At 73.5% G+C, this 19,744-nt stretch carries 18 protein-coding genes; 6 read left to right on the forward strand and 12 right to left on the reverse strand.

What is annotated here, in order from left to right:
- Positions 1-620 (forward strand): nucleotide disphospho-sugar-binding domain-containing protein (locus ACFQBR_RS20945; RefSeq protein WP_378554176.1); only part of this gene is annotated, 620 nt, incomplete at its 5' end.
- 123 nt (positions 621-743) lie between these two features.
- Here the strand turns inward: ACFQBR_RS20945 and ACFQBR_RS20950 are convergent.
- The gene (locus ACFQBR_RS20950) at positions 744-2,021 is read right to left on the reverse strand and encodes an activator-dependent family glycosyltransferase (protein ID WP_344181792.1); all 1,278 of its coding nucleotides are present in this window, start codon (positions 2,019-2,021) and stop codon (positions 744-746) included.
- A 356-nt stretch (positions 2,022-2,377) separates the two neighbouring features.
- Between ACFQBR_RS20950 and ACFQBR_RS20955 the strand changes: the two genes are divergently transcribed.
- A complete protein-coding gene (locus ACFQBR_RS20955; RefSeq protein ID WP_267947217.1) occupies positions 2,378-3,364 on the forward strand; it encodes an aldo/keto reductase in 987 nt (328 codons plus the stop codon).
- A gap of 105 nt (positions 3,365-3,469) precedes the next feature.
- Here ACFQBR_RS20955 and ACFQBR_RS20960 read toward each other — a convergent pair whose 3' ends face one another.
- From ACFQBR_RS20960 to rfbA, 5 genes are all read right to left on the reverse strand, one after another.
- Entirely contained in the window at positions 3,470-4,510 is a 1,041-nt protein-coding gene (locus ACFQBR_RS20960; protein ID WP_344181790.1) for a ketoacyl-ACP synthase III family protein, read from the reverse strand.
- 131 nt (positions 4,511-4,641) lie between these two features.
- Entirely contained in the window at positions 4,642-6,141 is a 1,500-nt protein-coding gene (locus ACFQBR_RS20965; RefSeq protein WP_344181788.1) for an aromatic amino acid ammonia-lyase, read from the reverse strand.
- Entirely contained in the window at positions 6,138-7,250 is a 1,113-nt protein-coding gene (locus tag ACFQBR_RS20970) for a class I adenylate-forming enzyme family protein (RefSeq protein WP_344181786.1), read from the reverse strand. The genes ACFQBR_RS20965 and ACFQBR_RS20970 overlap by 4 nt, the downstream gene beginning before the upstream one ends.
- A gap of 122 nt (positions 7,251-7,372) precedes the next feature.
- Entirely contained in the window at positions 7,373-8,371 is a 999-nt protein-coding gene (gene rfbB, locus ACFQBR_RS20975) for a dTDP-glucose 4,6-dehydratase (RefSeq protein WP_267947221.1), read from the reverse strand.
- On the reverse strand, positions 8,368-9,264 hold the full coding sequence (gene rfbA, locus ACFQBR_RS20980; protein WP_344181783.1) for a glucose-1-phosphate thymidylyltransferase RfbA: 897 nt from the start codon (positions 9,262-9,264) through the stop codon (positions 8,368-8,370). Before rfbA ends, rfbB begins: the two co-directional genes overlap by 4 nt.
- Before the next feature lie 278 nt (positions 9,265-9,542).
- On the opposite strand from rfbA, the gene ACFQBR_RS20985 reads away from it, so the two are divergent.
- On the forward strand, positions 9,543-10,799 hold the full coding sequence (locus ACFQBR_RS20985; protein ID WP_378554181.1) for a nucleotide disphospho-sugar-binding domain-containing protein: 1,257 nt from the start codon (positions 9,543-9,545) through the stop codon (positions 10,797-10,799).
- Between the two features lie 13 nt (positions 10,800-10,812).
- Here the strand turns inward: ACFQBR_RS20985 and ACFQBR_RS20990 are convergent, their stop codons facing one another.
- The 3 genes from ACFQBR_RS20990 to ACFQBR_RS21000 form a co-directional block, all read right to left on the reverse strand.
- Positions 10,813-12,066: an activator-dependent family glycosyltransferase gene (locus tag ACFQBR_RS20990; protein ID WP_378554183.1), complete on the reverse strand. Its 1,254-nt coding sequence runs from the start codon at positions 12,064-12,066 to the stop codon at positions 10,813-10,815.
- A gap of 37 nt (positions 12,067-12,103) precedes the next feature.
- Entirely contained in the window at positions 12,104-12,667 is a 564-nt protein-coding gene (locus ACFQBR_RS20995) for a GNAT family N-acetyltransferase (protein WP_344181777.1), read from the reverse strand.
- A 76-nt stretch (positions 12,668-12,743) separates the two neighbouring features.
- Positions 12,744-12,842 carry a SapB/AmfS family lantipeptide gene (locus ACFQBR_RS21000; protein ID WP_267947225.1) on the reverse strand — a complete coding sequence of 33 codons (99 nt, stop codon included), beginning with the start codon at positions 12,840-12,842 and terminating at the stop codon, positions 12,744-12,746.
- A gap of 318 nt (positions 12,843-13,160) precedes the next feature.
- Here ACFQBR_RS21000 and ACFQBR_RS21005 point away from each other — a divergent pair, with 318 nt between their 5' ends.
- From ACFQBR_RS21005 to ACFQBR_RS21015, 3 genes are all read left to right on the forward strand, one after another.
- Positions 13,161-13,745 carry a GNAT family N-acetyltransferase gene (locus tag ACFQBR_RS21005; RefSeq protein WP_344181775.1) on the forward strand — a complete coding sequence of 195 codons (585 nt, stop codon included), beginning with the start codon at positions 13,161-13,163 and terminating at the stop codon, positions 13,743-13,745.
- 52 nt (positions 13,746-13,797) lie between these two features.
- Positions 13,798-16,329 carry a class III lanthionine synthetase LanKC gene (gene lanKC / locus ACFQBR_RS21010; protein WP_344181772.1) on the forward strand — a complete coding sequence of 844 codons (2,532 nt, stop codon included), beginning with the start codon at positions 13,798-13,800 and terminating at the stop codon, positions 16,327-16,329.
- A 139-nt stretch (positions 16,330-16,468) separates the two neighbouring features.
- Positions 16,469-17,194: a class I SAM-dependent DNA methyltransferase gene (locus ACFQBR_RS21015; RefSeq protein ID WP_344181770.1), complete on the forward strand. Its 726-nt coding sequence runs from the start codon at positions 16,469-16,471 to the stop codon at positions 17,192-17,194.
- 6 nt (positions 17,195-17,200) lie between these two features.
- Here the strand turns inward: ACFQBR_RS21015 and ACFQBR_RS21020 are convergent, their stop codons facing one another.
- From ACFQBR_RS21020 to ACFQBR_RS21030, 3 genes are all read right to left on the reverse strand, one after another.
- Positions 17,201-17,989: a DUF4429 domain-containing protein gene (locus ACFQBR_RS21020; RefSeq protein ID WP_267947229.1), complete on the reverse strand. Its 789-nt coding sequence runs from the start codon at positions 17,987-17,989 to the stop codon at positions 17,201-17,203.
- A 66-nt stretch (positions 17,990-18,055) separates the two neighbouring features.
- Positions 18,056-19,051 (reverse strand): ATP-binding cassette domain-containing protein, encoded by a 996-nt coding sequence (locus ACFQBR_RS21025; protein WP_344181768.1) that lies wholly within the window; start codon positions 19,049-19,051, stop codon positions 18,056-18,058.
- Positions 19,052-19,149: 98 nt separating this feature from the next.
- On the reverse strand, positions 19,150-19,707 hold the full coding sequence (locus ACFQBR_RS21030; RefSeq protein ID WP_267947231.1) for a GNAT family protein: 558 nt from the start codon (positions 19,705-19,707) through the stop codon (positions 19,150-19,152).
- Positions 19,708-19,744: the final 37 nt, after the last annotated feature.

Below are 19,744 nucleotides of genomic sequence, written 5' to 3' on the forward strand. Positions count from 1 at the left end.
CCCTCAGGGTCCCCACCCCCCACGACCTCACCTACCTGCCCATGCGCTACGTCCCCTACAACGGCAGGGCCGTCGTCCCCCACTGGCTGCGCACCCCACCCGAGCGCCCCCGCATCGCCCTCACCCTCGGCACCAGCGCGGCCGAGTGGTACGGGGAGCACCAGCTCTCGCCCAAGGACGCGCTGGAGGGGCTGGCCGACCTGGACGCGGAGGTCGTCGCCACCCTGCCCGCCCACGAGCAGGACGCCCTCGGCCCCGTCCCCGCCAACACACGCCTGACCGAGTACGTGCCCCTGCACGCACTCGCCCCCACCTGCGCCGCGATGATCACCCACGGCGGACCCGGCACCGTCCTGACCGCCCTCACCGGCGGCACCCCCCAGCTCATGGCCCCCAACGTCAACATGTTCGACACCGTGCTGCTGTCGGGCCGGGTACGGGACCGGGGCGCCGCCCTCGTCCTGGAGCCCGACCGGGTCACCCCCGACGCCGTGGCCGCCGGGGTACGAGCGCTCCTGGACGACCCCCGCCACACCCGGGCCGCCGAGGCCCTGCGCCAGGAGATGGCCGCCATGCCCTCCCCCGCCGACCTCGCCCACACCCTCACCGACCGGCGCTGAACGGCGCCGACCCCGCACCGAACCCCGGGCCACGGGGCACCCCGCGGGTCGCGCGAGGCCGGACGGGGCCGGGGCTCCTCCGGCGTGCGGCGGGGCGCCCCCGAACCGCCGGCGGCGCCCCGCTCAGGTCGGCCCCAGGGCCCCCTCCCGCACCAGGTCGGCCAGGACGCGCGCCGTCTCGGCGGGGGAGGGCATGGCGGCCATCTCCTCGCGCAGCAGCCCCGCCGCCGCGGCGTGCCGGGGGTCCTCGACCAGGCGGCGCGCGGTGTCCCGCAGGCTCACGGCCCCGGCGTCCTCCGGCAGCACCACCAGCCCCGCCCCCTGGCGCTCCACCAGCCGCGACAGCAGGGGCGCGTCCAGCCGGGGCCCGGGCACGAGCAGTTGGGGCACCCCGTGGGACAGCCCCGAGCACAGGGTGCCGGGTCCGGAGTGCGTGATCATGGCCGCGCAGGTCGGCGCCAGGACGTGCAGGGGCGCGTAGCCCACCAGCCGCACGTTGTCGGGGAGCGGGCCGAGCCCGGCCTCCTCCTCCGGCGGCAGGGTCGCGACGATCTCCGCGTCCAGCTCCCCCAACCCCCGCAGGACCTCGCCCAGCGAGAACGTGTGCCCCCCGAACCACTCGGTCGTGCTGCTTCCCACGCTCAGCGCGATGCGGGGGCGTTCGGGCGGGGTGCGCAGCCAGTCGGGGACCACGGCCCTGCCGTTGTAGGGGACGTAGCGCAGGGGGAGGCGCCGGGCGCCGGTGGGCGCGGACAGGGTCAGGGAGTCGGGGAGGTAGTCCAGGGTGGCCTGTCCCCGGACGAGGTCCTCTGAGAACTCCACCCCGTAGCGGGCGGCGCGGTTCTCCAGCCAGGCGCGGACGGGGTCGTCGCGGTCGGCCTCGGGCTGCTCGCCCATGCGCTCCAGGTACTGCACCCGCATGGCGGCGAACAGGTCCAGGCTCCACAGGAACCGCACGTGGGGCGCACCGCACGCCTGCGCCGCGATCGCCCCCGCGAACGTGGTCGCCTCCCACACCACCAGGTCGGGCTTCCATGCGCGGCAGAACGACACCAGGTCGTCCAGCATCGGGTCGTTGACCATCCGCCACCACCAGGCCGCCGTGTCCCGCGCGCCCCACCGCAGCTCGTCCCACGACAGGTCGTCGTCCCAGGCCTCGCCGACGTCGAACAGCCCCGGGGCCTCTCCCTCACCCCACTGGGTCACCACCTCGAAGTGCTTCTTCAGGAGGTGGTCGCGTCCGACCGCGACCGCGGACAGCCCCGCCCGGGCCAGGAACCCCGTCAGTTCCGGCTGGCTGGCGACGCGGACCTCGTGTCCGGCGGCGCGCAGTGCCCACGCGAGGGACACCATGCCGATGAAGTGCGTCTTCTCCGCGTAGGAGGCGAGCAGTACACGCAAGGGGGCATCTCCGGACAGGAGTCGGAACCGCCGGAAGGCCGGTTCCGGGAGGGGCGGGCGGTGGGGTGCGGCGCGGCGGCGGGAGCAGGGGCTCCGGGCACGGCGGGACGCGGGTGTCGCGGGGTACGGTGCCCTTCGTCCGCGGGCGCCGGGGCGGCCTCTCCGCCGCCGGGCGCCGCCGGATCGCGAGCATAGCGGCGCGGGGTCCGCCCGGACGTGGAAGTCTTCTCCACGAGGCCCTTTCCGGATCCTTCCGGAGCGATAACGGCGGCATCCGGCGGCCGGCGCACCCGCACGAGTTCCGTTCGACCCCGAGTCCAGCTTTCTCTGCGAGACACCATGAAACAGGGGAGAGAATGCAGTACACACGCCTTGGCCGTACCGCGCTGGAGGTCAGCCGCCTCTGCCTGGGAACGCTGAATTTCGGCGTGAACACTCCGCGGGACGAGAGTTTCGCGATGATGGACAGCGCGCTCGAACACGGCGTCAACTTCTTCGACACCGCCAACCACTACGGGTGGCAGGTGCACAAGGGAATGACCGAGGAACTCATCGGCGAATGGTTCGACAAGGGCGAGGGGCGCCGCGACCGTTCCATTGTGGCGACCAAGGTCTTCAACCCCATGAGCGACTGGCCCAACGACCGCGGCCTCTCGGCCCGCCACATCATCGCCTCGTGCGAGGAGTCGCTGCGCAGGCTGCGCACGGACTGGATCGACCTCTTCCAGATGCACCACGTGGACCGCAACGCGCCGTGGGAGGAGGTCTGGCAGGCGATGGAGATCCTCGTCCACCAGGGCAAGGTGCGCTACGTGGGCTCCTCCAACTTCGCGGGCTGGCACCTGGCCTCCGCCCAGGAGGCCGCGAACCGGCGCAACTTCCTCGGCCTGGTCTCGGAGCAGTGCGCGTACAACCTGGTCACGCGCCACGTGGAGCTGGAGGTCCTGCCCGCGGCGGCGTCCTACGGCATCGGAATCCTGACCTGGTCGCCGCTGCACGGCGGCCTGCTGGGCGGCGCCATCCGCAAGCTCCGCGAGGGCACCGCCGTCAAGACGGCCAAGAGCCGGGCGATGGAGGTGCTGCGCGAGCGCGGGGACACGATCGCCGCCTACGAGGACCTCTGCGACTCCGTGGGCCGCGACCCGGCCGAGCTGTCGATCGCGTGGGTGCTCTCGCGCCCGGGGGTCAACTCGACCATCGTCGGACCGCGCACCCTGGGCCAGCTCGACGGTGCGATCCGGGCCCTGGAGACGGGGATCGACGCGGAGACCGCCGAACGGATCGACGCCCTGTTCCCCCCGGTGGGCAAGGGCGGTCCCGCGCCCGAGGCCTGGTCGTGGTGAGACCGGGGGCCCGGCGGGCCCCCGGTCCCCCTCACGCGGTCGTCCGCCGGCCGGTCCTCCGGACGCGGGCTCCGGGGCCCGCCCGCGTCCGGCGCCTCCCGCGTCTCAGGAGCCGGGCGGGGTGTCGGCGATCCGCACCACGGCACAGGAGAGCGTGACCCCCGAGCCCAGTCCGCCCAGGACCACGTGGTCCCCGGGGCGGACCCCGCCCTCGTCCAGCAGGTGGCGCAGCCCGATGAAGGGGTCGGCGGCCCCGATGTGGCCGATGGTCCGGCCGTGGCTCCACGTCGACTTCTCCATGGGGAGCTTGAGGACGTCCATCCAGCGGTGCTCCACCGCTCCCGGGCCCAGGTTGCTGAAGGTGGCGCGGGCGATGTCGCCGAAGCCCACCCCGGCCTCCGCGAGGGTGCGGCCGACCAGCAGCATCATCTTCTGCTGGAGGGTGAACCAGGCGAGGTCCACCTCCGGGTCCTCCTCCCCCTTCTCGGTGAGGGCGCGCCCCCGGGCGCGAAGGTCCAGTGCGGTGCCGGTCGTGGCCGCCGGGGGGAACTCGGGCTCCCCCGCCCGGTGCAGCTCCTCCAGCTCGGGGACGACCATCGAGCCCACCGAGAGCACCCGGGCCAGGCCGGGGGCCCGCCCCAGGAGGACCGCGCAGGCGCCGTCTCCCATCACGAAGGCTCCCGAGCGCCACCTGTCGACGTTCGGGGTGCTGAAGTTGTCGGCCGCGACGAGGAGGGCGGTGGCGCTCTCCGGGGCGCCGCGCAGGTGCGGCTCGGTCAGCTCCATCGCGGTGAACAGGGCATTGCACCCCTGGCGCAGCTCCCCCGCGATGACGTCGCCCCGGACGAGGTGGTGCTGGAGGTGGTACTGCGGGAACCAGACGTCGGGGCCCTGGTGCCAGATGTCCGTGTAGAGGAGGACGCGCGTGTCGTCGGGGTCGGCCCCCGCCTGGTCGTACGCCTCGCGGGCGCTGCGGAGCGCCATCTCCGGGGCGGGGAGCTCGCCCGCGACGGCGGCGCCGGCCATGTCGTGGACGGCCGCCTCCTCCGCCGTGGTGAGTCCCTCGGCCACGGCGGTCTCCACGCTCACCCGGGTCTCGGGGAGGTACACACCGAGGCCCCGGATCCATAGTTCTGGCGTCTGCAAGGCGAACCCTTCCCTGTGGGGTGCGACCTGGCGGTACGCCCCGTCTGTCATGCGAACCCCCCGTCCGTGACGCGGACGGGGCGGGTGGGGCCGGGCGGGCGGCGGACGGTCGGTCCGCCGCGCGGCCGGTCTCAGGCGTCCCGGTGCACCCACTCGCCGGACCTGGCCCGGGCCTCCTCCGCGAGGGCGTCGCGCACGGCCCGCACCTCGGCGGCGAGGGGGCGGTCCCGGTCCAGCGGCGGGGACAGCTCCGCGATCCGGGCCCACAGCCCCGTCTCCCCGGTCCTGCCGGTGAGCGCGGCGAGCTGGGCCAGGCCCACGCCGAGCGAGCCGACGACCAGCCACGCCAGGTCCAGGGCCTGGGCGAGGGAGTTCGCGCCGTTGAGCGCCATGGGCACGTGGTCCTGGTTCCCGTTGTTGCAGGGCAGGGCGGTGAGGGTGGCGGGGGTCACGAGTTGGCGGATCCGCGAGACGAACGAGGTGGCGCTGACCTGGACCCCGGCCAGGCCGCTCCCCGCCCCGGGCCGGGGGGTGAGCATCGGCGGGAGTCCGCCGTTGGTGTCCGAGCCGCAGAGCAGGGACAGCTGCCGGTCGGCCATGTAGGCCACCTGCTGGAGGGCCAGGCCGAGCTGGTCCGAGCACAGGCCCACGGGCATCGCGTGGAAGTTGCCGCCGTGCAGGACCTCTCCCTCGCTGCTGACGGGGTTGTCGGTGGTCCCCACCGCCTCGCGCAGCAGGATGCGCTCCGCGGCGGCGAGCTGGTCGAGCACCGCGCCGAGGATCTGCGGCGCGCACCTGAGGCTGTAGGGCTCCTGGAGGGGCCTGGCCTCGTCGCGCTCGGCTCCGGCGGGGATGCCGGACCTGATCCACGCGGCGGCGGCGGCCTGGCCGTTCTGTCCGCGGGCCTCCGCGATCCCCGCCGCGTACGCCTGGGGGTTGGCCCCCAGCAGGTCCACCATCCGGGCGGTCATCAGCGCCGACGCGCGGACCACGTCCTCGACCTGGCGGTGGTTGTCGACGGTGACGGCGAGGCTGACCCCGCTGCCGTTGACGAAGGACAGGGCCTCGCGTGCGTTCCACCGGACCGGGGACGCGCCCAGGCGGCCCAGGGCCTCGGCGGCGGGTCTGCGCGACCAGGCGCCGGAGTCCTCGCGCACCCAGGCCTCGCCCTGGCCCGCGAACGCCAGAGCCGCGCTGGCCAGGGGCTGGAGGTCCCCGCTCGCGCTCACCGTGCCCTCACGCGGGATGACGGGGGTGAAACCGCGGTTCCACAGCCCGACGAGCTCCTGCCAGAAGTCGACCGACACCGCGGAGTAGCCGCGGCGCATGCTCGTGAGCCGGAGGGCGACCACGAGTCGGCTGACCTCGGGCGACAGCGGCTCCCCCTGCGCGCTGCCGAGGTGGGCGATGAGCCCGTCCCCCTGCTCGCCCGCGGACTCCGAGGCGGGGAAGGCAACGAGCGGGCCGAAGCCGCGCGTGACCCCGTAGACGTCGGCGCCGTCGGCCAGGTGCTTGGCCATGGTCGTGGCGCTGGCCTGCATCCGCGAGAGGTCGTCGTCGGTCCAGCCGATGCTCGCGTCCCACGCGGCCCGGCGGACGACCTCGGCCAGGCTGGTCGGCGTTGGCGTCATCTGTCCACTCCTTCGGGGCGGGCGCGCGCGGACTGCACGCGCCGAAGTTTGCCTGTCTCGGAGCGGTCGATCCGCTCCACCGTCCGCACGCTGCGGGGACGGTACTCGATCCGGTCGAGTGCCCTCCGGAGCTCCTCCGCGTCGGGGGTCCCGGCCGACGCCGGGACGATCAGGAGGTCGAAGTGCTCCCCGGTCAGCGGGTCGAGCACCGGGACGCACGCCAGGTCCTCGCAGTCGAGGACGTCGACCAGCCTCTCCTCCATGAGGTCGAGGTCCAGGCGCCGCCCGTTGACGTTGACGAGCCGGGTCCGGCGTCCCGCGAACCCGAAGGTCCGGTCGCCGAGCCGGACCACGTGGTCGTCCATCCGGCACTCCGCGACCGGGGACCCCGTCCCGGGCCGCGCGATGCGGGGGCTGCGGACCACCAGGGGGGCCTCCGTCCCGGGGCGGTCCGGGCCGTGCCCGAACTCGACGTCGGAGAACAGGTGCCACGGCGGGTTGTGGGGGTTCCACTCGCGGTGGGCGACGCCGCCGGTCTCCGTGGATCCGAAGATCTCGGTCAGGCTCGCGCGGTCGCCCGCCGCGGAGAGCAGGTCGTTCGCGCTGCGCGGGACCACCGCCGTGCTGTGGACGAACGCGAGGCGTTCGGCCGCCTCGATCCAGTTCGTGCGGCCGAGGAGGATCCGGAAGGTCCAGGGGATCGCCATCACCGCCCAGCGGCGGTGGTCGGGGGGCGGCAGCTGGGCGAACTGGGGCACGTACCAGGCGGGCACGCCGAGGAGTGCGGGCACGAGCACGCTGGCGAGCATCCCGTAGAGGTGCCGCGGCGGCGCGAAGGACACGACCGCCTCGGGGCGGGCGTCCTCCAGCAGCGCGGCGAGCAGGCCCGCCTCCGACACGAGCTGCTCGCGGGTGCGGTGCCAGACGGTCGGACGGCCGGTACTTCCCGAGGTGGTGAACGCCGTCTCGGGGGGCAGCAGGCGGCCGAGGAGCTGTTCCGCCGGTTCGTCCAGCGCGTCCCAGCGCACCGTCCACGGCCGTTCCGAGAGTTCGGGCGCCGCGGGGAGCCGTGTGATGAGGTCGCCGGGGGAGAGCTCGTCAACCGACACGTGAGTCCTGATCCGATCGGGGGTCGGGTCCCGGGCGGGGGTCCGGGACGGGGGATACGGGTCCGCGCCGGCGTCGTCTGCTGTCCCGCCGGCGGGACGGGCGGGCCGGGCGCGGGGACGCCTCAGCCGCCGTCCTCCGCTTGGGAGAGGCGCTTCTTCAGCGGTTCCCACCACGCGCGGTTCTCCGTGTACCAGGCGACGGTGCGGGCCAACCCCTCCTCGAAGGAGACGGCGGGCCGGTAGCCCAGCCGCTCGGCGGCCTTGGTCCCGTCCACGGAGTAGCGGCGGTCGTGGCCCTTGCGGTCGGCGACGAAGCGGACCATCGAGGCGTCGTGCCCGAGCAGCTCCAGGAGCGCGTCGGTGACCTCCAGGTTCCGCTTCTCGACCGATCCGCCGATGTTGTAGACCTCGCCGGGCTCACCGTGCTCGGCCGCCAGGGCGAGGGCGTCGCAGTGGTCGTCCACGTGGACCCACTCGCGGACGTTGCCGCCGTCCCCGTAGACGGGCACCGGCGTCCCGTCCAGCAGGTTGGTCACGAAGAGCGGGATCATCTTCTCCGGGAACTGGAACGGCCCGTAGTTGTTGGCGCACCGGGTGACGCAGACCCGCATGCCGTAGGTCCGGTGGAAGGACCGCGCCAGGAGGTCGGAGGCGCTCTTGGAGGCCGAGTACGGGGAGTTGGGCTCCAGGGGGTCGGTCTCGACCCACGACCCCGAGCCGAGCGTCCCGTAGACCTCGTCCGTGGAGACCAGGACGAAGTTCTCCACGTTCTCGGCCAGGGCCGAGTCCAGCAGGTGGAAGGTGCCCATGACGTTGGTGCGGACGAAGCAGCCGGCGTCCGAGATCGAACGGTCCACGTGGGTCTCGGCGGCGCAGTGCACCACGAGGGACACCCCGCCCATGAGTTCGCGCACGAGCTGTTCGTCGCACACGTCACCCCGGACGAAGGTCAGGCGCGGGTCGTCGGCCACGGAGGCCAGGCTCTCCGTCGTGCCGGCGTAGGTCAGCTTGTCCAGGACCACGATCTCGGCGTCCGCGTACCGCGGATAGGAGCCGGCGAGGACACGTCTGACGAAATTGGAACCGATGAATCCGGCGCCACCGGTGACCAGGATCTTCATACACCCGCACCCTGCCACACCCCCGCCGCCCTGCGGGCGGCCTCCATGACGTACGCGCCATAGCGGGAATTGGGCATCTCTTCCCCGAGCCGATAGCACTCGTCCGCTCCGATGAAGCCCATGTGCAAGGCGATCTCCTCAAGACAGGCGACCCGGACACCGGTCCCCCGGGCCGTGGTGGAAACGTATCGGCTTCCCTCCAACAGGGATTCCTCGGTGCCGAGGTCGAGCCAGGTTATTTCGCTCCCCATGGTCACGAGTTCGGCCCGGCCCCTTTCCAGGTAGACGCGGTTGACATCGGTGATCTCCAGTTCGCCCCGCGCGGAGGGGACGATGCTCTCGGCGATGTCCACCACCTCCTGGTCGTAGAAGTAGAGGCCAGTGACCGCGCAGTCCGAGCGCGGGGCGGCCGGCTTCTCCTCCAGGCTCTCGAACCTGCCCATGTCCCCGAATCCCGCGACCGCGTACTGCCGGGGGTCGCTCACCCTGGATCCGAAGAGCGTGCACCCGGACGTCGAGGTCGCGGCCCGGTCGAGCAGTCCGCCGAAGCCCTCGCCGTGAAAGATGTTGTCCCCCAGGACGAGGGCGCTACGGCTCCCCCGGATGTGGTCCCGGCCGATGAGCAGCGCCTCGGCGATCCCCTTGGGCTCGGGCTGGGTCGCGTACCGGATCTCGATCCCCAGCGAACTCCCGGTGCCGAGCACCTGGCGGATGAGGGGAAGGCTCTCGGGATTGGTGATCAGGAGGATCTCGCGGATTCCAGCCGTCATCAGCACGGAGATCGGGTAGTAGAACATCGGCTTGTCGTAAACCGGGAAAAGGTGTTTGGAAATACTTCGGGCAGCGGGAAACAGGCGGCTGCCAGTGCCACCCGCCAACACAATACCTTTCATGGTGACTCCCAGAGAGGTCCGAACATCGATATTGCCGGGCAAGTACGGCGCGAACATACCGCTGCGCTACGCCCACCGGCCTGGATCCAGCACCGGTGCTAGGCTCCCAGAACCTCTTCCGAAGGGATCGACACAACCGTACCGCCACGCCGGCTCGGAAGAGGAGAACAGGTTCGGAGTGCAACACCCGCAATGAACATGCAGCGGGCCGGGCTTGTCAAGGAGCGGTGTCGGCTTTCACCGATCGGACCATCGAAATCCCGGAAGTGGGGAACACCTTGCGAATCGTCGTCGCGGCATACGCGGACAAGGCTTATTTCTTTGGCATGGTGCCGACGGCGTGGGCGCTGCGTGCCGCCGGACACGAGGTGCGGATCGCCACCCAGCCCTCCATGACCGAGGCGGCCGCCGAGACGGGCCTGACCGTGGTTCCGGTCGGGGGCGACCACACCCTCGCCGAGGTCGTGGCCCACGGGCGCGAGGAGCCGGGCGAGTCCATCTTCGACCTCTCCGAGGAGCGCCCGGAGCGGCTGGGCGAGGAGAGCCTGCGCGACGCCTACGAGGACCATGTCACCTGGTGGTGGAGACTCGTCAACGAGCCGATGGCGGAGGACCTCGTGGCGTTCTGCCGCGAGTGGAAGCCGGACCTGGTCCTGTGGGAGCCGAGCACCTACTCCGGGGCGATCGCCGCCGAGGCGTGCGGCGCGGCCCACGGGCGGTTCCTGTGGAGCGTCGACCTCTTCGCGCGCCTGCGCGGCCTCTACCGGGCGGCCGACCCCGACCCGGCCGTACCCGACGCGCTCACCGCCTGGCTCACCGAGGCCGCGGCCGCGTTCGGCGTGGACTTCTCCGAGGACCTCGTCCTGGGCCAGTTCTCCGTGCACCAGCTCCCCGAGGCGCTGCGGCTGCGGGAGCTGGAGACCGGGACGCACCTGAGCGTGCGCCCGGTGCCCTACGGCGGGAGCGCGGTCCTGCCGGCGTGGGCCCGCGAGGAGCCCGAGGGCCGGCGCGTGCTCGTCGACTGGGGTTCCTGGAGCAAGTCCCCGGAGGGCGCCGCCTCGTTCGTCGACGTGGTCGACGCGCTGATGGAGCTGGGGGCCGAGCCGGTCGTGCTCTCCCCGCGCTCCTGGGAGGACGCGCTGCCGGCGCTCCCGCCGGAGGTCCGGGTCGCCGACACGGCGGCCGCCCACCTGCTGATGGGGTCGTGCTCGCTGCTGGTGCACGGCGGGGGCTTCGACTCGTACTGCAACGCCCTGGTGGAGGGGCTCCCGCAGTTCGTCGTGCTCAACGCCGACCAGTTCGACGGGGGCCTGATCACGCGCGCGCTCCAGGACCGGGGCGCCCTGCGCTCGGTGTCCCTCGCCTCGGCCCTGTCCGAGGGGGTCGACCAGCACCTGGCCGCCGTCCTCGACGGTCCCGGGGTGAGGGAGGCGGCCGAGCGGATGCGTGACGAGACCCTGTCCGCCCCCGCCCCGGACCAGCTGGTCCCGGCCCTGGAGCGGATCGCCGCACTCCGGGGCGCCGGCGGGGCCTGAGGGGTCGGACCGGTCAGCGCCGGTCGGCGAGGCCGGTGAGGGTGTGGGCGAGGTCGGCGGGTGTGGGCATGGCGGCGATGTCGTGTCGCAGGGTGTGGGCGGCGCGGGTGAAGGACGGGTCGCGCAGGAGGGCGCCGACGCCGTCGGCGACGGCCTCGGGGGTGACGCGGTCGGGGGGCAGGAGCAGGGCGGCGCCCCGGTCCCGCACCAGGCCGGACAGCACCGGGATGTCGAACATCCGGGGGTGCGGCGCCAGGAGTTGCGGGATCCCGCTGCTCAGCGCGGTCAGGACGGTGCCGGGGCCGCCGTGGGTGACCATGGCGGCGCAGGTGGGGGCGAGTGCGTGCAGGGGCACGTACTCGACCAGACGCGTGTTGGCGGGGACGGCGCCGAGCTTGGCCTGCTCGTGGGCGGGCAGGGTCGCCACGACCTCCACGTCCAGGTCCGCCAGCCCCTCCAGGAGGGTGCCCACGTCGACCGTGTAGCCGCCCAGCCTCAGGCTCGCGCTCGTGCCGAGGCTGAGCCCGACGCGGGGGCGTTCCGGCGGGGTGCGCAGCCAGTCGGGGACCACGGCCCTGCCGTTGTAGGGCACATAGCGCACGGGCAGGTAGTCCAGGTGGGAGGGCGTGTCCACCCTCAGGGAGGCGGGGACCTGCTCGATGGTGGCCTGGCCGTGGACCAGCTCCTCGGAGAACTCCACCCCGTACCGGGCGGCGCGCGCCCCCAGCCAGGCGGCCAGGGGGTCCTCCCGGTCTGTCTCGGGCTGTTCGGCCATCCGCCCCAGGAACCGCGCCCGGACCCGGGCGAACAGGTCCACGCTCCACAGGTGCCGCACGTGCGCGGCGCCGCACAGCTCGGCGGCGAGGGGGGCCGCGTACGTCGACGGCTCCCACACGACGAGGTCGGGTCCCCACTCCCGGCAGAACGCCACCAGGTCGTCCAGCATGGGGTCGTTCACCATCCGCCACCACCAGGTGACCACCTTGCCGTAGCCCTCGCGCAGGTGGTCCCAGGTGAGGACCTCGTCCCGGTCCTCCGCCATGTCGAAGTCCAGATGCCGGTCGGCCAGCCCGTTCCGGCTGACCCTGGCGAAGTGGTGGTCCCTGCCGACGGGGACGAAGGGCAGTCCCGCCTCTGCGGCCACGGACCGCAGGTGCGGCTGGCTCGCCACCCTCACCTCGTGCCCGGCCGCCCTCAGTGCCCACGCCAGGGGCACCGTCCCCAGGAAGTGGGTCCTCTCCGCCTGCGTCGCGATCAGCACCCTCATCGCGGCCGCCGCCCCGCGCCCCCGTGCCGGACGGCGCTCACGCCGACCCGGTCCCCGCCGCCGCGCGTACGTAGACGGCGCCGGCCGCGTCCCACTCCTCCCGGTAGACGGCGAAGATCCGCACGGAGCGCAGCCTCTCCCCGTCGCGCAGGTACTCGGTCAGGGTGCCCTCCCGGGGCGTCGGCGTCCCCGTCGCGCGCAGGCCCGGGAGCCCGCTGTCGACCACCCAGAAGTAGACCTTGCGGATGTTCCACATCGAGAAGGCGTAGTTGACGGCCAGGGCGTGGGCGTCCGTCACGCCCTCCTCCCCGAGCAGTGCCGTGTCCAGGGCGAGGGCGCACTTCACGTAGCGCCCGTTCGGGTTGAGGGAGTGCAGGGAGGCGTACCCGCAGACCCGGCCGGACGCCGGGGCCTCCACGAAGAACTGGGCGGCCACGCCGTCGAACTGCCGGGGCCAGAGCGAGGTGAAGACGTCGCGGCTCGGCATCCCGGCCAGACCGAGCCCGGAGAGCTCGTCGTGGACCGCCTCCCCGAACCTCTCGCCGGTGGACGCGAGTCTGGCCGACCGCGTCTCCAGATGGGGGAAAACGATCTCGTGCACAACTTCTCCCGACACTTCTGGGCAGAGCAGAGAAAAGCGCTGTGAAGATTGGCATCTCCACAGCGCGTCAAAACAATCAGCTACAACCGAAGTAGCTGATGCCGCTGTTCAGCAGAACGGCCTCGTCGAGGACGGTGTCCATCTCCTGAAGAGACAGGACGTCGGTGTGAACCATGTCTGGGCTCCTTTCCTGTGCGCAGTCGGATACTGGCGGTTCAGAACCTAGGGCAATTCCTCCGGTGCGACAAGAAGCCCGCGACCCGGCTCCCGGCGGCCGTCCCCTCCCCCGGCCGGCCGCCGACGCGGGGAGCCTCCCGCACCCCGTTCCGCCGACGGCACACGTGCTGTCCCGCCGGCGGGACGCCGGGGCCGGCGCCCCGAGCCGCCCTCCGGGCCCCGACCTGGCTCGGCCCCGGATCCCGGCCGGACACGGGCGGGCGGGGATCCCCGGTCCCGGCCCGGCCGTCGGGCACGGCCCCTAGAGTGTCGCGCCATGCTCACACCGCACCTCGAGACCCCGCGCGTCAGATTCAGCCCCATCGCGCCGGAGAACGTCACGAAACTCTACGACCTCCTGACGGAACTGGGCCTGGAAAGCCTTCCCTCACGCGACGCCTTCTCCGAGTCCTACCACTCGGTGGCCAAGCGATTCGTCGACGTATTCGAGATCCAGCTCCGGCGCACGGGCGAGGTCCTCGGTTTCGGGTCGATCCGCGAGCACGACCCGGCCGGTCATGTGAAACTGGGGATCTTCATGCGCGCCGACCGCCTTCCCGTGGGCGTGGGCGCCGAATCCATGATGCTGCTCGTCAACCACGCCTTCGCGAATTGGGATTACCTCAGGAAAGTGTACGTTCTGACCACGGACGCGAGCCTGGGGCAATTCGGGTCGGCACTCCTGGCCACCCCCCGGGAGGCGTCACTCCCCCGACACGTCTACTTCCAGGGCCGACTGTGGGACCTGCACTTCTACTCGGTGTCCCGGGGCGCCTGGACCGCCAACGGCGCTCCCATCCTCGACAGGATCGCGCGCGGGCCCAGGTCCAGGGCCGCCGCCGGGGGCTCCCGGCCCGAGTGAGCCGCGCCCGCGCGGCCGAGCCCGTACCGCCACGCCTCCCGGAGGGAAGCCCATGCTCGACCTGTTCGAGATGTACACGCTCGCGGACCCGCTGTTCTTCGAGGAGCCGAGCCGCCTGGCGGACGGCTCCCGCCACGCCCTCGTGGTCCCGGCGGAGTTCTCCGTGAGCGCGCTGGAGCCCCCGACGGGCTGGAAGCGCACACGGAGCGGTCTCTGGCAGGTCGTCGCCCCCGAGGACCCCTCGCTGCCCGAGCAGGGGTGGAAGATCCACGTCTCGGCGACGGTGGACGGCGCGGACGCGACCTGCCGTGACGTGTGGGACTACTGCACCGGGCACGGGATCGCCTTCAAGTACCTCCTCGACAAGAACATCCTCGTCGCGGCCAACGCCAAGTACGCGGCCCGCGCGTCCAGCGGCAAGCTCCTGACCGTCTACCCGCGCGACGAGGAGGAGCTGGAGCGGACCCTGCACGGGCTCTCTGCCCTGGTCGGCGGGCGTCCCGGACCGTACGTCCTCAGCGACCTGCGGTGGGACCGGGGCCCCCTCTACGTCAGGTACGGCGCGTTCCGGGAGAGGTGGTGCCTCGACGCGCACGGCTCCCGGATCCCCGCGCTGCGCGCGCCGGACGGCTCCCTCGTCCCGGACCGCCGCGTCCCCTCGTTCTCGCCCCCGTCCTGGGCGGCGCTCCCCGACGTCCTCAGGCCCCACCTGGCCGCCCGGTCCTCCGAGGAGCGCCAGCCCTACGTCGTGGAGAAGGCCCTGCACTTCTCCAACGGGGGCGGCATCTACCTGGGCCGCCGGGAGGAGGACGGCCTCCGGGTCGTCCTGAAGGAGGCCCGTCCGCACGCGGGCCTGGACCGGGACCTGCGGGACGCGGTGGCGCGCCAGGAGCGCGAGGAGGAGAACCTGCGCCGCCTGGACGGCGTCCCGGGCGTCCCCCGGCTCCTCGGGAGCTTCACGCTGGGCGGCCACCGGTTCCTGGTGCAGGAGTACAAGGAGGGCCGCACCCTGGGCTCGTGGGGCGCCGTCCACCACCCCGGTGTGACCGACGCCCGGCCCGGCGCCGACAGCCTCGCGGCCTTCACGGAGCGGGCCCTTCGCATTCTGGGACGGCTGGAGGCGGTCCTCGCCGCCGTCCACGAACGCGGCCTCGTCTTCGGCGACCTGCACGCCAACAACGTCATCGTCGACTCCGAGGACAACGTCGCCCTCATCGACTACGAACTCGCCTTCGACGCGGACGACGACGGTCGACGGGCTCCGCTCGGCGCCCCCGGCTTCTCCGCGTCGGCCAGGACCGGCCCGGCCGTCGACGCCTACGCCCTCGCCGCGACGCGCCTGTCCGTCTTCCTCCCCTTCTCCCGGATCACCGCGCTCGCCCCGGAGAAGGCGGTCGCCCTGCTCGGCGTGCTCCGCGAGCTCTTCCCCGTGCCCGCGGCGTGGGCGGACGAGATCGAGCGCGAGCTGGTCCCGGACTCCCGTGCCCCGGCGCCGACCCCGGTGACCCCGCGGGCCGTCGCCGCGGGCATCCGGGCGTCCGCCACGCCGGAGCGCACCGACCGGCTGTTCCCCGGAGACCTCCAGCAGTTCGTGTCCGGCGGCTACGGCATGGCCCACGGCGCGGCCGGGGTCCTGTGGGCGCTGGACCGGGCCGGGCAGGGGCGCTCGCAGGAGCACGAGGCGTGGCTGTTGGCGGCGTCGCGCCGCCTGCGCTCCCCCCGGCAGGGCTTCTACGACGGGGTCGCGGGCCTGGCGTACGCGCTGGACCACCTGGGCCACCGCGAGGAGGCCGCCGACCTGCTGGACCGCAACGCCGGGGAGCCGGTCGGGGGCGTCTCCCTCTTCTCCGGGACGGCCGGGGTCTGCGCGAACCTCGTGCACTTCGCCGCGGGGGACGCAGGAAGCGAGTACGCGGTCCGCGCCGCCGAGCTGGGCGGCCGGCTCGCCGAGGCGGTCGCGTCGGCCTCCGGGGACGGCCCGGCCACCGGGCGGGCGGGGCTCATGCGCGGCTGGAGCGGCGTGGCCCTGGCCCTGCTCGCGCTGTACCGCACCACGGGCGACACCGCCTGGACCGACGCCGCGGTGCGGGCGCTGCACCTGGACCTGGACCAGTGCGTCACCTCCCCCGACGGCGCCCTGCTGGTCCGCGACCGCGGCGCGCGCGCCCTCCCCAACATCGACGCCGGGGGGCTCGGCGTCGCCCTCGTCGTCCAGGAACTCCTGGCGCACAGGGCCGACGAGCGCTGCGCGGAGAGCCTTCCCGCGCTGAGCCGGTCGTGCCACACCCTGCTGTACGCGCAGGCGGACCTGCTCCACGGCAAGGCCGGGCAGGTCGCGGCGCTCGCCCGGCTCGGCGGGGCGGAGGAGGACCTGCGCTCCCGGGTCCGCGAGCTGGAGTGGTACGCCCTGCCCTTCCGCGGCCACACCGCGTTCCACGGCGGACGGGTGCCGCGCCTGTCCATGGACCTCGCCACCGGCGGCGCCGGCGTCCTGCTGGCCCTGGCCGCGGCGTCCGGCGGGGGGAGCCCCTTCCTGCCGTTCTTCTCCGAGCCGCCCGCGACCGCGGGGAACGGGACCGGCTGAGGACCCGCGCCGGGACCGCGCGGTCCCGGCGCCGACGCGGGCGCACCGCGCCCCGGCACGTGCACACAAGGCGGGCCGTCGGGGACTCGGGGCGGTGGACGCCCCGGCCCCGGCGGCCACGGACGGAAAGGCCCATCCGATGTACGACAGCAGCTACGCGTCCGTGTACGACACCGTCATGATCCACCGCGGCAAGGACTACGACGCGGAGGCCGCGCTGATCGCCGGCCTGGTCCGCGAGCGCAGTCCCGCCGCGGACTCCCTGCTGGACACCGCGTGCGGCACGGGGCTGCACCTGCGCGCCTTCTCCGGGCACTTCGGCCGGGTCGCGGGGCTGGACGGGTCCGACGAGATGCTGGAGCTGGCCCGCGCCCGGGTGCCCGGCCTGCGGACGTGGCGCTCGGACCTGCGCGAGGTGGCGCTGGACACCCGGTTCGACGTCATCACGTGCATGTTCGCCGTTCCGCACCTGGAATCCGAGGAGGAGCTCGTCTCCGTCGTCCAGGGGCTCGTGCACCACCTGAACCCGGGCGGTGTCCTGGTGGTCGAGCCCTGGGTCGGGCCGGAGGGGTTCACACCGGGGCACGTCTCCCGCGACCTGGTCGAGGACGGCGGACGGACGGTCGTGCGCCTGTCCCACTCCACCCGCGTCACGGGCAGGCACGACCGGATGCGCATGGTCGTGCACTACGCGGTGGCCGACCCCGAGGAGGGCTTGAGCCACGCCACGGACGGGTGGGAGATGTCGCTGTTCACGCCGGAGCAGTACGCCGCGGCCTTCGAGAAGGCGGGCTGCACGGCCGAGCACCTGCGGATCGAGCCGTTCGCCCACGGCCTGTGGGTGGCCGTGCGCGCCGACGGCTGACCGGCGTCAGGCCTCCTCCGGCTCCTGCCGTGTCCGGCGCCACGGCAGGGCGGGGAACGCGCGGCCGCCCTCGACGGCCTTTCCGCGTGCGGTGGGGTGCGGGAGCAGCGCCGTGACGGCCGTCGCCACGACGGCCGTGGTCCCGCCCTCGTAGTCCGTTCCCCACAGGCTCCAGTGCACCGCGAAGGGGTCGTACCTGGGCAGGACCGACTCGGTCCTGCCGAAGGGGACGAACCGCAGACTGCCGTCCTCGCCGCTCGCGACGGAGGTCCACCGGACCTCGGCGATCTCCTCCAGGGCGAGCCGCTGGGGACCGGCCGCCCGCTTGGCGGACTCCGCCTTCCAGTTGGGCCGCAGGTAGACGTGGGCGCCGTCGAAGACGACCGAGGCGTCGCCCGCGTCGGCGCGGACCGGGGCCGCGGGGGCCTCGACCAGGTAGCGGTCGGGGTCGGTCGCGTCGCCCGGCGCCAGGGCGGCGATCTCCTCGGTGACGGTCTCGGCGAGGTACTCGGCGACGAGGGCCTTCTCCTTGCCCACGCGCAGCTGGTAGGGGTCGCCGCTGCGGCTCAGGTGCCCGCCCGTCGCCTCGGTGAAGGGGTCGGCGCCCGGACGCGGGTGGGCCCGGAGGGTCCCGCCCCTGCGCCGGGGCTCGAAGACGACGCCCGCCAGCGCGGGCAGCGGCAGCGACACCACGCCGAGGCCGCGGCGCAGGGGGTGGGCTCTGCGCCCGGGAGTGATCCACAGGGCCGCCCCGTCGAAGGACCACGACCCGTGACGCGCGCTTACCTCAGCCATACGGACATAGTAGGGGCGGGCACGGGACCCGGGCCGAGGCAGCGGCGGCGGGCGCACGGTCCGGGCTCAGCGCCCGGGGCCGCCGACCAGCGGTTCGGCCCCTCCGCGGCCCTCCTGGGCGGGGCTGTCGATCCCCCGCCCGGTGTGCGCCAGGAAGACGTCGTCCAGCGAGGGCGATCTGACCTGGACCGATGTGATCTCCGCGTCGACCTCGGAGAACACGCGGGGGACGAACCGCCGCCCCCCGGCCACCGTGAACCAGACCGTGTCGCCCTCGACCACCGGGGCGAGGCCGAGCCGTGTGCTCAGCTCCTCCCGGAGGGCCTCCGGGTCGCGGGCGACGATCTCCACGCGGTCCCGGCCGATCTGCGCCTTGAGCTCGGCGGGGCTGCCGACCGTCACGATCTCCCCGCCGTCGATGACGGCGATCCGCCCGCAGTTCTCGGCCTCCTCCAGGTAGTGCGTGGTCATCAGCACGGTGATGCCCTCGGACTCGTTGAGTTCCCGGACGCGGTCCCAGATCGCCTCCCGGGACCTCGGGTCCAGCCCGGCCGTCGGCTCGTCGAGGAACAGCAGGCGGGGGCGGTGGAGCAGGCCCCGTGCGATCTCCAGCCGCCGGCGCATGCCGCCCGAGTAGGTCCCGGCCAGCCTCTCCCGCTCCTCCCACAGGCCCACGTCCCGGAGCGCCCGGGTCACCCGCCCGTCGACCTCCTCGGACGGGACGCCGTAGATCTCGGCGTGGAACTTGAGGTTGTACCAACCCGTCAGGTACCGGTCGAGGGTCTGCTCCTGGAACACCAGGCCGATGCTGCGGCGCACGTCGGGACGCTCGCGCACGATGTCGAACCCGGCGATGGAACCCGTCCCCGACGTCGGGGTGATCAGGGTGGAGAGCATGCCGATCAGCGTGGACTTGCCCGCCCCGTTGGGGCCGAGGAGGCCGAACAGCTCCCCCGGGGCCACCTCCAGGTCGACCCCCTTGACCGCCTCGACCTCACCGAAGCTCTTGGCCAGGCCGCGCGCGCGTACCATCGCCTCCGGGCCGGAACCGTCCGTCGCCATAGTCGTTCACCGCTCCTCCGCTGGTGGAGCGCCCGGTCCGGGTCGGACCCGGGCGCGTTCTCCCTCCGACGCCTCCGGGCCCGGGCCGGGCCGCGCGGTCAGGCGGGGAGCCCCTCGCCCGCGCGGACCCGCACGAACTCCGCCCCGGTCCGCTCCCACGCCTCCCGGTAGACGGCAAAGACGTGGGCCGTGCGCAGTTCCGCGCCGTCGAGGACGTACTCGGGCAGGGAACCCTCCAGCCGGACCTCGGCCCCGGTCCGCCGCAGGGCCGCGAGGTCCTCGTCCGGGGTCCACAGGTAGAGCTTGCGCAGGTTCCACATCGAGAACGCGTAGTTGACGGTGAGCGCGTAGGCGTCGGTGGCCCCGTCCGGCCCCAGTTCCCGCTCGTCCGCGACGAGGGAGCCGCAGCCGTGGCGGGCCTGGGAGTTGAAGCCGTGCACGGAAGCGTAGCCCGCGACCCGCCCGGTCCCCGGGGCGTGCAGGAGGAACTGGGCTCCCACCTGGTCGTACCTGCCGGGCCAGAGGGCGGCGAAGACGTCGCGGCCGGGAAGGCCGTCCAACCCGTGGCCGACGAGTTCGTCGCGCACCGCCCCGCCCCGTCTGGTGCCGGTGGCGGCAAGCCTCACGCCGACCGTGTCGAGGTGGGGGAAGATCATCGCGTGCGGCCTCTCTCCCGGCCCGGTTCGTCGCGGA

The sequence above is a fragment of the Nocardiopsis tropica genome, from assembly GCF_042660575.1.
Taxonomy (GTDB): Bacteria; Actinomycetota; Actinomycetes; order Streptosporangiales; family Streptosporangiaceae; genus Nocardiopsis; species Nocardiopsis tropica.

Excerpts from the sequence above, each read along its gene's own strand:
- ACFQBR_RS20955 (WP_267947217.1), top strand. The coding sequence starts at position 2,378 with ATGCAGTACACACGCCTTGGCCGTACCGCGCTGGAGGTCAGCCGCCTC.
- ACFQBR_RS20965 (WP_344181788.1), bottom strand. The coding sequence starts at position 6,141 with ATGACGCCAACGCCGACCAGCCTGGCCGAGGTCGTCCGCCGGGCCGCG.
- rfbB (WP_267947221.1), bottom strand. The coding sequence starts at position 8,371 with ATGAAGATCCTGGTCACCGGTGGCGCCGGATTCATCGGTTCCAATTTC.
- rfbA (WP_344181783.1), bottom strand. The coding sequence starts at position 9,264 with ATGAAAGGTATTGTGTTGGCGGGTGGCACTGGCAGCCGCCTGTTTCCC.
- ACFQBR_RS20990 (WP_378554183.1), bottom strand. The coding sequence starts at position 12,066 with ATGAGGGTGCTGATCGCGACGCAGGCGGAGAGGACCCACTTCCTGGGG.
- ACFQBR_RS21000 (WP_267947225.1), bottom strand. The coding sequence starts at position 12,842 with ATGGTTCACACCGACGTCCTGTCTCTTCAGGAGATGGACACCGTCCTC.
- ACFQBR_RS21005 (WP_344181775.1), top strand. The coding sequence starts at position 13,161 with ATGCTCACACCGCACCTCGAGACCCCGCGCGTCAGATTCAGCCCCATC.
- lanKC (WP_344181772.1), top strand. The coding sequence starts at position 13,798 with ATGCTCGACCTGTTCGAGATGTACACGCTCGCGGACCCGCTGTTCTTC.
- ACFQBR_RS21015 (WP_344181770.1), top strand. The coding sequence starts at position 16,469 with ATGTACGACAGCAGCTACGCGTCCGTGTACGACACCGTCATGATCCAC.
- ACFQBR_RS21020 (WP_267947229.1), bottom strand. The coding sequence starts at position 17,989 with ATGGCTGAGGTAAGCGCGCGTCACGGGTCGTGGTCCTTCGACGGGGCG.
- ACFQBR_RS21025 (WP_344181768.1), bottom strand. The coding sequence starts at position 19,051 with ATGGCGACGGACGGTTCCGGCCCGGAGGCGATGGTACGCGCGCGCGGC.
- ACFQBR_RS21030 (WP_267947231.1), bottom strand. The coding sequence starts at position 19,707 with ATGATCTTCCCCCACCTCGACACGGTCGGCGTGAGGCTTGCCGCCACC.